This window comes from Burkholderia sp. Ac-20345, from assembly GCF_017104825.1.
Taxonomy (GTDB): Bacteria; Pseudomonadota; Gammaproteobacteria; order Burkholderiales; family Burkholderiaceae; genus Burkholderia; species Burkholderia lata_B.
Genome location: NZ_JAAGPO010000023.1, coordinates 1 through 14926, shown reverse-complemented (window position 1 = coordinate 14926; position 14926 = coordinate 1). Strand labels below are relative to the sequence as shown.

The following is a 14926-nucleotide window of genomic DNA, read 5'->3' as shown; positions in this document are numbered from 1 at the left end:
ACCTGCATTGAATTCATGAACAAGTTCATCAATCTGCGCGTGCTGGTTGCGGACGCGCACGCGGCCGTTTGCGCGGGCGTACGTCTTGCGCTGCAGGCCGACCCGGTCGTCGGTGACGTCGTTGAAGCGCGTTGCGCGGACGATCTGGTGAGGCACCTGGATCAGAACCATTTCGACATATTGGTGTGCGAGCTGACGCTGCTTGGAAGGAACGACGGCGGCGGCGTCAGCCTGGAAGGCGTTTACCGGCGTCGCCCGGCAACGCGGATCGTCGTGCTCACGCAATCGGACAACGCGGGCGTGATGCACGCGTTGCTGACGCAAGGTGTGCAGTGCATCGTCAGCAAGGCGGACGATCTCGATCATCTGCTTTGCGCGATTGTTCGTGCACATGCGCACGAACCCTATTTGTCGCCGCGCATTCTGGCGCTTGTGCAAGGCCTGAAGGCGGGCAGGAACGGGTTGAACATGCTGACCGCTCGAGAGGCAGAGGTTGTGCGGATGTTCGTATCCGGGATCGGGATCGATGAAATTGCGTCGCGAGTAGGACGAAGCAAGAAAACCATCAGCACGCAGAAGGGCACGGCGATGCGCAAGCTGGGGCTTTGCAGCGATATCGAACTGTTGAGATTCGGCATGGAAGTCGGGCTGACGGAGCTTTGATTGCGAATGGACGACAGTGTGCGGTCGTTTACGAATCAATTTCGCACAGCTTGCAATGTATTAAGTTATCTAGTCCAAGTCCGATGTACGAGCCACCGAGTGGCCCGCACAATTCGTCACAGCTCACCCGGATGACCGACGTAAAACCGGCATGGGCCATTGCTCGTGTGATACGAGCAGGCGATCGCCGGAATTCCATGGCGATCGTCACGATTTCCTGGTGATGGTGATTGAAGGCTGATCATTCCGTTTCGACAAATCAAAAGAGCACGCACAATAAGTCGCAGTCCTGATTACTTGGCATGCGTTAGTTGATGCGTGGTCTTCAAACAGACTGCTACACGCAAATGAACCGAATGTACAAAGTGATCTGGCGCGCGGCGCTCGGGATCTGGGTTGTTTCGTCCGAATTGGGCAAGACGCAAGGCAAGCAGACGGCGCGCGCGTCGGTTGCGCAGGGGGCGTCTGCTCCATCCGTGTCCGCGCCGGTGCCGCGAGGGGGCGTGGTGCGCCTGACTTTTCGGAGATCCATGGGCATGCTTTTGATCGGCGGGTCGATGGTGTTGATGCCACGCGCATACGCCGGGCAGAATCCCCTCGATGTGCGGGTTCCACTTGATAGATACGCCAATCAAGCGTCGATTATCGAAAACTTCTATTCGAAGACGGGAGCGACGGCCGATCTGGGGATCCCTCCTGGAGCGAAGCCGAGTGCCAACCCGTCGCCTTGTCTCGGGAGGCTCTTCGATCGAGGAAATCCGGGCTATCAAGGCTCACGTTTTCAAATTCCCACTGCCAACCAAGGTGTGAGTGGAGCGACTTATGTGGCAGACCTTGGCTGTTCGGTAGCTTTGGGCATGGGTGCAAGCGCTGATGCCCAGGCCAGCATTGCGATCGGTGACAGTGCTCGCGCTGCGCAGGTTGGTGTCGCGCTGGGTTTCGGCGCCGTGGCCACGAATGGTTCGGGTGTTGCGATCGGACCGGTCGCGCAGGCAGGGGGGAGCTCGAGTATTGCGATCGGCAGGCAGTCGGCGGCAAACGGTGGCTACTCGGTAGCGCTCGGCAATGTCTCCAATGCGCCGGCACTAGGCGGTATTGCGATCGGAAATTCGGCGGCTGCGGAGGGCTACCGTTCGATCGCGATCGGTGCATCGGATATCAACGCGGGAAATGCGTCGACGAACGGTCCGGTGGCGGGGGGCGCACTCTACGGCAACAACCAGACACGAGCCATGGGTATAGGCTCGGTGGCGCTGGGGGCAAGCGCGACGGCAAGCGACGCCGACAGCGTGGTGCTCGGATCGTGGAGCGTCAGCTCGCCGAATGCAACGGGACGCGCAATGTACAGCGGCGATACGATCGCTTCGAACGGCGCAGTGTCGATCGGCAAGGCCGGCAGCGAACGCCAGATCAAGAATGTCGCGGGCGGCACGGCCGGCACCGATGCAGTCAACCTGAACCAGTTGACCGCGGTGTGGAATGATGCGGTGAAGTACGACGACCCGAAGACCGGTGCCATCAACACCGTGACGCTGAAACCGGGGACGACGCTCACGAACGTTGCGGCGGGCCAGCTGTCGGCAACGAGCACGGACGCGGTCAACGGTTCGCAGCTCTACCAGACGAATCTGACCGTGAACAACCTGGGCATCAGCACGGCATCGGTCATCGGCGGTGGCGCAACGTACGATCCGGCGACGGGCAAGATGACGGGGCCGACGTTCAACATCGCAGGCGGCCAGCAGACGACGATCAGCGACGCGATCAACGCGTTGAACGAAGGCTGGAACGTGACGACGAGCGGCAACGCGAGCGGCACGTCGGTAACGGCAATCAAGCCGGGGTCGACGATGACGGTCGACGGCGGGAAGAACATTGCGCTGACGCAGGACGGTTCGACGATCTCGATCACGACGAGCGAGACGCCGACGTTCACGAGCGTGGGGATCGACAACGGCGGCCCCGTGCTGTCGGGGTCGGGGCTCGACATGGCGGGCCAGAGGGTCACGAACGTGGCACCGGGCAATGTGTCGGCGACGAGCACGGACGCGGTGAACGGTTCGCAGCTCAACGACACGAATCGAACGGTACAGCAAGTCAGCGACCGGGCGGTGAAGTACGACACGAACGTGGACGGCTCGATCAACACCAACAGCGTGACGCTGAACCCGGGCGGTACGCCGACGACACTCACGAATGTGGCGGCGGGCCAACTGTCGGCCACGAGCACCGATGCGGTCAACGGTTCGCAGCTTTACCAGACGAACCAGACCGTGAACAACCTGAGCAGTCAGATCGACGGCATCGTGAACGGCGGCGGCGTCAAGTACTTCCACGCGAACAGCGGTGGCACGACGCCGCTGCCCGATTCGCAGGCGAACGGCGCGGGCAGCACGGCGATGGGCCCGGCGGCAACGGCCAACGGTGCGAACACGGTCGCCGCGGGCAACGGCGCGGTCGCGAACAAGGACGGCGACGTCGCGCTGGGCGCGGGATCGGTAGCCGATCGTGGCGCCGAGTCGTACACCGGCAAGTATTCCGGCGCGGACAACAAGACGGCCGGTACGGTGTCGGTGGGCGCACCGGGTGCCGAACGCACGATCAGCCACGTGGCCGACGGCCATGATGCGACGGACGCGGTAAACCTGCGCCAGCTCGACGGGACGCTCCAGGCGGCGAACGACTACACCGACCGGCGCGTGCAGGACCTGACCGGCCAGATCGTGGACGGCAAGTTCGAGCAGATCACCACGCAGACCACCAACCTGGGCGATCGGGTGACGAGTGTCGAAGGCAACGTGACGAACCTCACGAACGGCGCCGGCGGCATGTTCCAGGTCAGCCAGGACCAGGTTCCGGTCGCGCCGATCGCGAGCGGCAGCAATTCGGTGGCCGGCGGTACGGGCGCGGTCGCGTCGGGCGCGAACAGCGCGGCGCTTGGCAACCATGCAAGTGCGACGGGCAGCAATTCGACGGCGATCGGCAATGGCGCGGTGGCGTCGGGCAACAATTCGGTTGCGCTGGGGGCCGGTTCGGACGGCAGTCGAGACAACGCAGTGTCGGTGGGTTCGGTCGGCCAGGAGCGCCAGATCGTGAATGTCGCGCCGGGCACGGCCGGCACCGACGCGGTCAACGTCAACCAGTTGCGCGAGACGGAACGCAATTTCGGCAACCAGATTGCCGGCGTGCGCGGCGACATGCAGGGCATGGACCATCGCCTGAGCGCGGGCATTGCCACGGCAATGGCGATGGCCGGCCTGCCGCAGGCGTACGTGCCGGGCAAGAGCATGGTTGCGCTCGGCGGCGCCACGTGGCGCGGCGAAAGCGGTGTCGCGCTCGGCTTGTCGACCGTCTCCGACAGCGGAAAATGGGTCGTCAAGGGCAGTGCGAGCAGCACGTCGCGCGGCGATATCGGCGCGTCGGTGGGTGTCGGTTACCAGTGGTAAGTGTGCGGATCCGATAAAGGCCGTTGATATCGTGGGGTAGCCGGAGCGGGACTTCCTGCTCCGGTTGCCCTCAGCAACCTTCCGTCGTTATGCAAAAGAGCGATAGGATTGTTGAGGATACGAAACCACTGTCGAGAAGAACATGGAAGCCACGGACCGGCAATTGCGCTACTTCGTATGCATAGCGGAATCGGGGACACTGTCGAAGGCCGCGGATGTGCTCGATCAGACTCAATCCGGGCTGAGCAAGCAACTCGCGGCGCTGGAATCGTCGATCGGACAGCCGCTGTTTGCCCGTACCGGGCGCGGCGTGGAACTCACGGAAGCGGGGATGTTGCTGTACAACGCAGTGCAGCCGGCCTATCGCGACATCGACTTCGCGGTCGAGAGCGTCCGGCGCCAGGGCGTCACGCAAGGCACGGTGCGCCTGGCCACGGTGCATACGTTGAGCTACTACTTCACGGCCGACCTTGTCGCGCGCTTTATCGGCACGCACCCGCAGGTGAATCTCTCCATCCTTGGGCGCAGTTCCCCTGAAGTGGTTGCGCTGGTCGAATGCGGCAAGGCGGATATCGGGCTTGTCTACGATTCGGTCGTGGATGCGGAATCCCTTGTGTCGCACCCGTTGTTCGACGATGACATGGCGCTGATCGTGCGCGCCGAAAGTCCCCTCGCGGGTCCGCAGGACTTGACGCGCATTCCGTTGCGGCTGGTCGGATTCCCTGCTCATTACGCGCTGCGGCGCATGCTGCAAAGCGCTGGACTGCAGCCTGAGTTCTCCGCGGAAGCCGAAACCATCGACACGATGCTCGAACTGGTCTCGTCGGGCATCGGAGACTGCGTTCTGCCGTCGAACATTCCCGACCGGCTCCTGGCCAACTACGGCTTGCGCAAGCTGCCGGTCGAATCGCCGATGCTGCGCCGCCGCGTGGTGGCGATCACGCACGCAGGAAAACGCCAAACGCCGCTGATGAAGGCATTCCTGCAGTGCACCACGAAACTTGCCGATGAACTGCGAGGGGGACGGCCGGAATAGCTGCTATGAGTCGGGCTTCATGGCTCTCCGTGGCCGGTGTCGACAGTATTGGGTCTTCGCGCGCACACCGCGCCGACAGCCACCTTATTGGAGACACATCGCATGGATACCCAGCTCAGAGAGAAATCGTACTTCGACCAGCGCGCAACAGATGACATGAAGAAGCATCTGCGCGGCGTTGAGCGCAGCGTTCAGGAAACCATGGCCTACGCGTGCCGCATTCTTGCGATGACGGAACAGGAGGCAGGGCTTGCCGGGCAGATCAGCGTACGGTCGAAGCGCCCCGGTGCGTACTGGACGCTTCGTTTCGGGCTGGGTTTCGACGAAGCCACGCCGGACGACTTCATCGAGGTCGACGCCGACCTGAATACGTTGACGGGCGAAGGCATGGCCAATCCCGCCACACGCTTTCATCTGTGGGTTTATGACGCGCGTCCGGACGTGAACGCCATCATCCACACTCATTCGCCATGGGCCACGGCCCTCGCGACGGCACGCCAGCCGCTGGTGATTGCCCAGATGGACATGACGCCGCTGCACGACGATTGCGCATTTCTGGCCGACTGGCCGGGCGTGCCCATTGCGGACCAGGAAGGTGTGCTCATTTCCGATGCGCTGGGATCCAGGCGAGCGATCATTCTTGCCCATCACGGGTACCTGACCGCAGGCTCGACCTGCGAGGAAGCCACCTACCTGTCGGTGTACCTGGAGCGCGCCGCACGCCTGCAGGTTCGCGCACAGGCCGCCTTCGGCCCGTTGACGCCGGTGAGCGATGCGCTCGCCGCCGAGGCGCATGACTATCTGCTCAAGCCCTCGATCGTCAATGCGACCTTCAATTACTGGGCGCGTCAGACCCGCGGCATTCCTGCGTTGTCGGTCGCCTGAGCGCCGGCTTTCTCGAATCGTTCTCCCGGAAGTCACTATGACAACGTCAGCTACGCGTGCGGCGAACTCTCGCCGTCAATATGTCACGGCCGGCCTGGCCAGCATGATGGGCACCACGATCGAGTGGTACGACTACTTTCTGTACGGCACCGCCGCGGCCCTGGTCTTCAACAAGATTTTCTTCCCTGCCTTCGATCCCGTGACCGGCACATTGGCCGCGTTCGCGACCTATGCAGTCGGCTTCTTTGCGCGTCCGCTGGGCGGCATCGTATTCGGGCACTTCGGCGATCGGGTCGGGCGCAAGTCCATGTTGCTCATCACGCTTTTCATGATGGGTGTCCCGACCATTCTGATCGGCCTCATTCCGTCTTACGACAGCATCGGCTACTGGGCCGCGGTGCTGCTCGTCGTGATGCGTGTCCTGCAAGGGATCGCGGTGGGCGGGGAGTGGGGCGGTGCCGTGCTGATGGCCGTCGAGCATGCGCCGGAAGGGAAGAAAGGCTTCTTCGGCAGCCTGCCGCAGACGGGTGTTGCGCCGGGCCTGATCCTTTCGTCGCTCGCAATGGGCGCCGTCGCGAAACTGCCGGAACAGGACATGTTGTCCTGGGGATGGCGGATCCCGTTCGTGTGCAGCGTCCTGCTGTTGCTCGTGGGGTGGTTCATCCGCGTCAAGGTGGCCGAGTCCCCCGACTTCGCACGCGTGCAAACCAAGGGCGACAAGGTCGAGGTGCCGGCCATGGTCGTGCTGCGCCGCTATCCCAAGGAAGTGCTGATCGTGATGGGCGGGCGGTTGGCCGAGGTGACGTGGTTCTACACCGTCGTCACGTTTGCGCTGGCGTACACCACGGGAACGCTGGGCATCCCGCGCACGGTGATGCTGGATGCAACGGTCTGGGCCGCTGCCGTGGCACTGTTCACCATGCCGATAGCCGGCGTGCTGGGTGACCGGATCGGCTTCAAGTGGGTTTTCATGGCGGGAGCAGCAGGCATTCTGGTGTTCGCGCCGGTCTTCTTCACGATGCTGCAAAGCAGGAATCCGGCCACCATCACGGCCGCAGTCGCGATTGCAGTCGGCGTGGTCTATGCGGCGCTGTATGGTCCGGAGGGCGGCCTGTTTTCCGCGCAATTCCCGCCCGAAGTGCGCTACAGCGGGATTTCGATGGCGGTGCAGGTCTCCGGGGCCATCGGCGGCGGGCTCGCGCCGCTCGTGGCGACGTCCCTGCTGGCTCTGGGCGGCGGCGATGCACGTTACATCGCATGGTATCTGAGTGCCCTGGGTGTCCTTGCCATCATCAGTGCTCTCTTCATGCATCACCCGTCACGCTTCGCATTGCCCGTCGGTGATCGCCTGGAAGCCCGGCCATGACGCCGGCCGGCTGCCAGTTCCGCGCAATCGTCAAGGGCCAAAAGCGGCTCGATTCGAGGCACGAATGGTTGCAAGGCATGTGACCCGGCAGGCATCGCCCACACTGATCGAAATCGACGTGAATCGTCATCTGGACGAACCCATCGTCCGGCAGATCGTGCGGCAACTGCAGCAGTTGATCGGCTCGGGCAGGCTGCCCCACGGGGCCCGCTTGCCCGCAAGCCGCGACCTGGCGGCCCAACTGGGCGTGACGCGCAACTGTGTGGTCGACGCTTATGACGAGTTGATTTCGGGCGGCCTGCTCGAAGGGCGTGGCCGCCACGGCACCTTCGTCAGGTCGGGCGCATCGACCGGCAGCCCGTATCCCGACCGGCAGAACCCGCTTCCCGCGGTACTGGCGCGTTTGCTGGCGCGGCCATCCGTCGATGGGACCGGATCCGCCGCGTCACTCGACTGGCGGCCGGGCCTGGCGCATGTCGATGCGCTGCCGCTCGACGTCTGGCGCAACGCCTGCCGGGAAGCGGGGCGGCATCTTCCGCCGCAGGGCTACGGCGATCCGAAAGGCGAGCGCGGCCTGCGTCGTGGCATCGCGACCTGGTTGCGTACGCATCGTTCGATCGACGTCGATCCGGATCACATCATCGTCACGCACGGCATCGGTAACGCGCTTCAGACGATTGCGCAGGCACTGCTTCGACACGGTGATTGTTGTGTGACCGAGAATCCCGGCTACGCGGGGGCGGTCACTGAGTTCACCCGGGCGGGTGCGGCGGTCCGGGCCGTCGCCGTCGACCGCGATGGCATGTGCGTCGACCAGGTCGTGCTCGATGGTGCTGCGCCGCAGATGGTGCACGTCACGTCCGCGCATCAGTATCCGCTTGGGGGGCGGCTGCCGAGGTGGCGCCGTGACGCGCTCACCGGGCTGGCGCGCAAGCACGGCATTCTGATTCTCGAGAACGAATACAACAGCGAATTCCAGTATGAAGGCGCGAAGCTGCCGCCGATCTTTGCCAGCGCGCCCGATACCACGCTGCTGTTGGGTACGTTCGCAAGAGTGGTCGGCCCATCGTTGCGGCTCGGGTTCATCGCGGCGCCACCGGCAATTGTCGACGTGCTCGTCGAGTTCGTCGATCGCGAACGCAGGCATGTGTCGCTGCCCACGCAGAAAGTCGCCGAGTTCCTGCTCGTGTCCGGTCAGCTCGATCGTCATCTGCGGCGCTTGCAACGCCATTACGCGGCGATGCGGGCTACCCTTCGCAGCAGGCTGTCGGTACACGCCGAGCGGATCGACATGTGCGGCGACAGCGGCGGGTTGCATGTGTCGATTGCCGGTCGTGTCCCCGCATTTGATCGCGAGCTGCGAACGGCACTGAGGTCATGCGGGATTCGCTTCAACGACATCGCGCAGTTCTCGACGCCGAACGACAATATCCCCGGTTTCGTGTTCGGGTACGGGCACATGTCTCCGGCGATGCTCGAGCGCTCGCTCGACGAAATCGATGCGTGCATCGCGGAGCTGACCTAGTGGGGAAATAGCGGCGGCTGGCGGGGCGTGATGCCGTAATGCGCGTGATACGGGTTGGTGCGCTCCGTGGAGCCGACGTGATCGTTCGATGCGCATCCTTGTCCAGCCACGGCTACCAACCCGTTCCAGATTCGGCACTGTCGTGCGGCCGTTGGCGACCGAGTCGACTGGTGATGGCCGGCCTCACGCCCGCCAACGGCGGCCGTCGGCCTCAGCCGTTCGGGTATTCGCGATTGATCAGTTCGAGCCGCAGCATGCCGAGCTGCACGCCCAGGTTGCTCATCAGATAGAGATCGCGCCGCCGCAATGCCGGCATCTGCGCGGACGTGTCGTAGAGCAGCGGCAGCGTCAGTGCAGCCGGCACCGCCGCCTGCATCCCCGCGGCCTTCGATGCGCGCACGGCGATCGACGCCTGATCCGAATGGGTGACGACGCCGATCTTGCCGAGCGCCGCAGCGGAGCCGGCCCGTTTGACGATAGCGGCAGCCACGCCGTCGGGCGCCGGTATCGGGCTGCCGGTGGCTGCGGCGGGCGTCGCGATCGACGTCACGCCGGCGGTCAGTCCGTACTTCGACGCAAGCGCGCTCGCCACTTCCTGCTGCGCGAAGATTGGCGCTGCAACCTTCTGTCGAAGCTGGAACACGGCGTCGGCGATCGCCTCGTTCACGGGGTCTGGCACGGGCGCAGCACCCGGTGCCCCTGCATGACTGCCGAAGCTGAACGCGGCAATCGTATCGATGCCGGTGGTGTCGACGGTCGGCGGCGTCCACGAGAAAAATGTGTCGAACAGGTAGCCGGTTTCGTCGGAGGCAGTCGCGCGGTCGTTCAGCTCGTTCGTCAGCTTGCCGAGAATCTGGCGCTGCAGCTCCGTGTCGGAATCAGGAACCTCGTTCGCGAACGCGGGGACAACGGACGCGCGTGAAGCGGCAAGCAATGAAGTGGAAGCCAGGAAATGGCGGCGGGTCGTCATGATCATCAAGTTGGCGTGGAGAACGGAAGGCTCAGCCCTTCGGGAATGCTTGCGTCGTTGCGCTGGTCGCGCGAGCAGGGAACTGAACGGACATGTCGTGTACGAGGTACAGGCTGCGGTTGCGTGTCCACGGCTGGCCCGATTGCGGGTCGTAGAGCGTCGGTAGCGGCACCTCGGCTACCGCTGCCGCCTTCATGCCCGTTTGCTGCGAGGTCTGGATGCAGCGCTTCGCGTGGTCGCGATGGCCGACCACCGCGACGGTGCCCATTGCGGATGCACCACCTGCGCGCGACACGGCTTCTTTGGCTACGCCGACCGTGTTCAGGTACACGATCGTACCGTCGCTCGCGATCACCGGCTCGATCGACGACAGCACGTCGGTGCCCATTCCGTATTTCGACACGAGAAAACGGGCGATCTCCCACTGCGCGTAGACCTTGACCGGCTTCAGCTGCCGAATGCGGTACACGGCATCTGCGAGCGCTTCGTTGACGGGCCCGGGGTCGGGCAGCGCGGACTGGTTGCCGCCCGTGCTCGACGTATTTCCGCTCGCCGCGTTCGGGCGATTGCCGAAGCTGTATGCGACGATCGCATCGATCTGCGCGGCGGGCACCGTCGGCAGGTCCCACGTGAAGCCCACGTCGGTCAGCACGGGCAGGATCGCACTGACCGTCGCCGCGTCGTCGAGCTGCGCGTTCAGCTTCGCGGACATCTGCGCGGCCAGTGCCGCATCGGTGATGGGCACCGGCGCGACGTCGTCGCCGCCGCACGCGCTCAGCAGCGGCACCACCGCGGCGGCTGGCGCGGCCGCCAGGAATTTTCTACGTGAAGGAGTCTGATTTTTTAAATTCATAAGATCTGCGAAACGATGTGAGTGGCGTCCGGGCATGTCATTGCGTGGCGTATCACCTGTCAAGGGGAGTGGTAATCGGGCGAGCGCGTCGTTGCTCGACGAACGGCAGAGTCGCGGCGCAGGTCGCTGCATATCGGCCGATAGACGATGCCGGATCGTAGGCGGTGTTTATTAAATTTGAGTGAAGTCGTCGATCGGATTCGGCCTTGCGATACGCTCTCTATTTATATTGAGTGGTCTGTTGAATTCGAGTTTCTGAATGAATGATGGCAACGCGACTCGATCCATGAAATGGCTCGTCTGCCTTGCCCTATAAGGCCGATGTGGTCGGCTACGCTCCGCGGGCATGTCGCCTTTGGGTAATGGAAATGGCTCGGAGAAAGGCCGGTTAATCGCGATTCGACGTATTGCAACCATTATCGAACCAACTTTCTCCGACTTTGGTTCTTGGAAAAACATCACTGATCGCAAACACTGCGTGTTTGAATGTATTGCGACTGGAATCATGCGCATCCGCATCATCACTGACGACCTCACGAGTGCGCTGGACGGGGCGGCTTGTTTCGCTGGTGCGGGCAGGGCGACGGCGGCTCTCGTGCGAGCCGACGACCTCGGAACGGACGACGCGGTCGCGAGCTTCGACACCGACACGCACGCACATCCCGCGGGTGGCACGGCGGCGTCGGTCGTGCAGGCCGCGCTCGCGTGGCGTGGCGCGGACATCCCGGTGTTCCAGTTGGACTCGGTGCCGCACGGGCACGTCGCACGCGATTGCCTCACCGCGCATGCCGTGTCCGGGCGTCGGAAGTTGCTGATCGCGCCGGCGTTTCCGGCGGCTGGCCGCACGATGGTCGAAGGCATCGTCGGAATCCACGGCATGCGTGGTCGGTCGGACACATGAAATGAAGACGTATCAGGAACTGCTCGAGGATTTCGATCGATTGAAACGGGAGATCGACACCGCGCGAGAATACGAAGCGGCTCGCCTGGCTGAACGCATCGCCGCGTTGCTGGCAGAAAGCGGTGTCGACATGCGCAGGTTGCTCGACGCGCTGCAGGTGGAGCCGCGCGTGCCGGAGCCGGTCAGGCCGCGCATGCCGGTCAAGCCAAAATACTGGGATCCGGTGACGGGTGCGACGTGGGCAGGTAGAGGCAAGACGCCACGCTGGCTGGTCGGCAAGGATTGGGCCGAGTATCGTATCCCGGACGACGCGTCGAACCGGGATTGACTCGGCGGAGGTACGCCGGGCCCGGGCCTGAAATGGCGCGGCCGGGATTCGGAATGTCGGGCCTTGCCGCGTGGTCAGGCAAGGTGGGTTATCGTGCCGGGTATTGCCTGACACGAACCGGCAACGCCCGAAATTTACGCAGGAAACGTAAGTCGGCCGGTGCGTGGAGATCGACCGTAAAAGGTGGGGCGGGTCATACAACGCAGAACCCGCACAGCATCAAGTTCAACCCGCGGATCCAGAATCAAGGAAGCATGCAGATGAGCGCTGTCATCCCTCTTGCAACCGCGCCGGCATGCGCACCGGCCAGCGAGCAGGTCGCGGCCCCTGTCTTCGATGTGCCGTTCGGTGCGGTCGATACGCATGCCCATGTCATATCCGACGGCGCCTGCCCGATGGTGGCAGCGCGCAGCTATACGCCGCCGCCGGCTCCGGAGGAAAAATACCTGGCCATGCTCGACGCCCTCGGGATGACTTACGGCGTGCTGGTGCAGATCAGCGTATACGGTACGGACAATCGAACCATGCTGGAGGTGCTGCGACGCCATCCTCGCCGTCTGCGAGGCGTTGCCGTTGTCGATTCGACCATCACCGACCGCGAACTGGAAGCACTGCACGAGGCCGGGGTGCGCGGGCTGCGCATCAACGTGTTGTTCGGCGGTGGCATCGGCTTCGCCGAAATGGAGAAACTGGCCCATCGCATCAAGTATCTCGGCTGGCACATGCAATTCCTGATGGATGCACGCCATCTGCCGGAACTGATGCCGCGCTTGGTCACGCTGCCGGTCACTGGCGTGATCGACCATATCGGGCATATGCCGGTCGCGCTCGGCATCGAGGATCCGGGCTATGTGGCACTTCGACGACTTGTGGTCGAGCATGGCTACTGGGTCAAGCTCTCGGGCGCCTATCGCATTAGCGATCGGTTCCAGACGTTCGAAGACGTTGCACCCGTCGCCCGGGCACTGATCGAGGATGCGCCGGATCGCATGCTGTGGGGAAGCGACTGGCCGCATGTTTCGCTGCAGCGCGTACCTGACACGGGCAGGCTTTTGAATCTGCTTCATGCATGGGCGCCTGATGCGGAAACCCGTCGACGCATCCTGGTGACCAATCCCGCTCGACTCTACGGCTTTCCGCTCTCCATCAAGTATTTCTGATTGGGGGCCGCCGCGATCGCCGGCGCTACAACACCCGCTCCGACAACACCCGGAACGCGACATCCGGCACGACGAAGCACAGCGGTTCGCCGGTCGCGCCGATGCGTGCGAGGAACTCGCCGCCGCCGACCGGTTCGACCGGTTTCAGCGGCTGGACGGCATCGATATCGATCGGCAGGTCGATCGACGCATGGGCGAGGCGGTCGCAGTCGGCGACATGCGCGACGGCCGCGTGCTGTAGCGACAGGTAAGCGATGGCATCGCGCCAGCCTCCGAAGAACGGCGCGAACGCCGCGGGCAGCGTGTAGTCGTCCGCCACGGCCGCCGCGCAGCGGAAATCAGGCGCGCTCCCTGTACCACCGGCCAGCAGCGTTCGATAACGTCCGTCCTGCACCGCATGCGTGAAGCGCTCGGCGAGATGCGACGGCAGCGCGTCGCTGAAGAGCCGGCTGCCGAGCGCATAGAGCGGATGATCGAACACGTTCTTCACGAACAGCACCGTGCGATCGGCCGGCACGCCGCCCGGCAGCGCCTCGACGTAAAGCCGCCAGTTGCTCTGCAGCGGCGACGGGAACACGCGTCGCAGCGGGCCTGCGAGACGCGGGCCGAAATGACGGTGCGCATAGGTGAGGATCGTGAACGGCGTGCGGCCGTCGCGGCTCGCGAGCGTGACGCCGCGCGGCACCAGGTGGGCGACGGCGGCGACATTGACGATCCACGTGCAGTACACGACGTTCTCGACCTCGCTCGCGAGCTGCAGGAACGGCAGCTGCGACAACAGCGCGCGGCGTGTGCGCAGCAGCGGGCGACTCGCGACGAGCCGGTTGGCGAGGCGGCCGACGGGGCCGGCGGACGGGTAAACAAACGCGTTGTCTTGGAGCATGAACGGCATTGTGCCGATGTCGCGGAGCGGGCGGAAGAGGCGTAGCAGCGCCCCTGTCGAAACTGTCAGTGCCCACTTTTGACGATCAGAGATCGCGGGCGACCTGCGTGACGAACGCCGCGATACCCGAATCGTCGCGGGCGACGAAGCGCCACTGGCCGATCGTCGTCGCCACGATCAGGCCAGCGTTGCGCAGCACGGCGATGTGCGCCGACACGGTCGATTGCGACAAGCCGCTGCGTGCCACGATCGACGAAAGCGGCACACCGTGTTGCGAGCGGAGGCGCGCGGCGTCCTGCAACAACGTATCGGGCGACTTCAGCCAGCGCAGCACGTCCCGTCGAAACGGATGCGCGAGCGCCTTGTGAACGAGGGTGACGTCGATCATGACGCGCGCCGGATCAGCGCCGCCCCACGCAGCGATGCACGAGCGCCGCGGCCAGCCCGGTCGCGATGCCGAACGCAACCACGCCGTGCCAGCCGAAGCGGGCCATCAGCGCACCGCTGACGGTCGCGCCAAGCGCGCCGCCGACGAAGGTCGCGGTCATGTAAAGGCTGTTGATGCGGCCCTGTGCCTTCGGATCGGCGGCGAACGCGCGCGTCTGGTTCGCGACCAGGCCGGCCTGCACGCCGATGTCGAGCACCACCACGCCGATCACGAGCAGCGCGAGCGAGCTGCCGGCGCCGGCGAGGATCAGGTAGGAGACCGTCACGATCGCGATGCCCAGGCCGATCACGCGCCGCGTGCCGATCCGGTCCGACGCGCGGCCGCCGAGCGTGGCGGCCAGCGCGCCCGCCGCGCCACTGAGGCCGAAGCCGCCGGCCCAAAGAATCGAAGGGGGTGGGGTGGGGTAGAGAGGGGATGTAACGAGGTGTAGCCGGGGGGGAGGTGACGGGCTGTAATAAAAGA

Annotated in this window: 14 protein-coding genes; 9 read left to right on the top strand and 5 right to left on the bottom strand. The window is 64.3% G+C overall.

Features of this window, described 5'->3' with window-relative positions:
- The first annotated feature begins 15 nt into the window (after positions 1-15).
- The 6 genes from G3O06_RS11395 to G3O06_RS11370 all read left to right on the top strand — a co-directional run bounded on the left by G3O06_RS11395 (position 16) and on the right by G3O06_RS11370 (position 8921).
- A complete protein-coding gene (locus G3O06_RS11395; RefSeq protein ID WP_174998321.1) occupies positions 16-663 on the top strand; it encodes a response regulator transcription factor in 648 nt (215 codons plus the stop codon).
- 857 nt (positions 664-1520) lie between these two features.
- The gene (locus tag G3O06_RS11390; protein ID WP_241019790.1) at positions 1521-4109 is read left to right on the top strand and encodes a YadA-like family protein; all 2589 of its coding nucleotides are present in this window, start codon (positions 1521-1523) and stop codon (positions 4107-4109) included.
- A gap of 142 nt (positions 4110-4251) precedes the next feature.
- Positions 4252-5145 carry a LysR family transcriptional regulator gene (locus tag G3O06_RS11385; protein WP_205816065.1) on the top strand — a complete coding sequence of 298 codons (894 nt, stop codon included), beginning with the start codon at positions 4252-4254 and terminating at the stop codon, positions 5143-5145.
- Between the two features lie 102 nt (positions 5146-5247).
- Positions 5248-6030 (top strand): aldolase, encoded by a 783-nt coding sequence (locus tag G3O06_RS11380; RefSeq protein ID WP_205816064.1) that lies wholly within the window; start codon positions 5248-5250, stop codon positions 6028-6030.
- A 37-nt stretch (positions 6031-6067) separates the two neighbouring features.
- The gene (locus tag G3O06_RS11375) at positions 6068-7396 is read left to right on the top strand and encodes an MFS transporter (protein ID WP_174998325.1); all 1329 of its coding nucleotides are present in this window, start codon (positions 6068-6070) and stop codon (positions 7394-7396) included.
- A 118-nt stretch (positions 7397-7514) separates the two neighbouring features.
- The gene (locus tag G3O06_RS11370; protein ID WP_205816063.1) at positions 7515-8921 is read left to right on the top strand and encodes a PLP-dependent aminotransferase family protein; all 1407 of its coding nucleotides are present in this window, start codon (positions 7515-7517) and stop codon (positions 8919-8921) included.
- 211 nt (positions 8922-9132) lie between these two features.
- Here the strand turns inward: G3O06_RS11370 and G3O06_RS11365 are convergent, their stop codons facing one another.
- Together G3O06_RS11365 and G3O06_RS11360 are read right to left on the bottom strand one after the other, a co-directional pair.
- A complete protein-coding gene (locus G3O06_RS11365) occupies positions 9133-9891 on the bottom strand; it encodes a Tat pathway signal protein (RefSeq protein ID WP_205816102.1) in 759 nt (252 codons plus the stop codon).
- A 31-nt stretch (positions 9892-9922) separates the two neighbouring features.
- Positions 9923-10744 (bottom strand): hypothetical protein, encoded by an 822-nt coding sequence (locus G3O06_RS11360; RefSeq protein WP_205816062.1) that lies wholly within the window; start codon positions 10742-10744, stop codon positions 9923-9925.
- Positions 10745-11090: 346 nt separating this feature from the next.
- Between G3O06_RS11360 and G3O06_RS11355 the strand changes: the two genes are divergently transcribed.
- From G3O06_RS11355 to G3O06_RS11345, 3 genes are all read left to right on the top strand, one after another.
- The gene (locus G3O06_RS11355; protein WP_205816061.1) at positions 11091-11645 is read left to right on the top strand and encodes a four-carbon acid sugar kinase family protein; all 555 of its coding nucleotides are present in this window, start codon (positions 11091-11093) and stop codon (positions 11643-11645) included.
- Position 11646: 1 nt separating this feature from the next.
- Positions 11647-11973 (top strand): H-NS histone family protein, encoded by a 327-nt coding sequence (locus G3O06_RS11350; RefSeq protein WP_205816060.1) that lies wholly within the window; start codon positions 11647-11649, stop codon positions 11971-11973.
- 260 nt (positions 11974-12233) lie between these two features.
- On the top strand, positions 12234-13133 hold the full coding sequence (locus tag G3O06_RS11345) for an amidohydrolase family protein (RefSeq protein WP_174998330.1): 900 nt from the start codon (positions 12234-12236) through the stop codon (positions 13131-13133).
- Between the two features lie 25 nt (positions 13134-13158).
- Here G3O06_RS11345 and G3O06_RS11340 read toward each other — a convergent pair whose 3' ends face one another.
- The 3 genes from G3O06_RS11340 to G3O06_RS11330 all read right to left on the bottom strand — a co-directional run.
- Positions 13159-14025 (bottom strand): DUF2071 domain-containing protein, encoded by an 867-nt coding sequence (locus tag G3O06_RS11340; RefSeq protein ID WP_205816059.1) that lies wholly within the window; start codon positions 14023-14025, stop codon positions 13159-13161.
- 76 nt (positions 14026-14101) lie between these two features.
- A complete protein-coding gene (locus G3O06_RS11335) occupies positions 14102-14404 on the bottom strand; it encodes a helix-turn-helix transcriptional regulator (protein WP_205816058.1) in 303 nt (100 codons plus the stop codon).
- Positions 14405-14417: 13 nt separating this feature from the next.
- The coding region (locus tag G3O06_RS11330; protein ID WP_241019773.1) for an MFS transporter at positions 14418-14926 on the bottom strand (509 nt) is incomplete at its 5' end.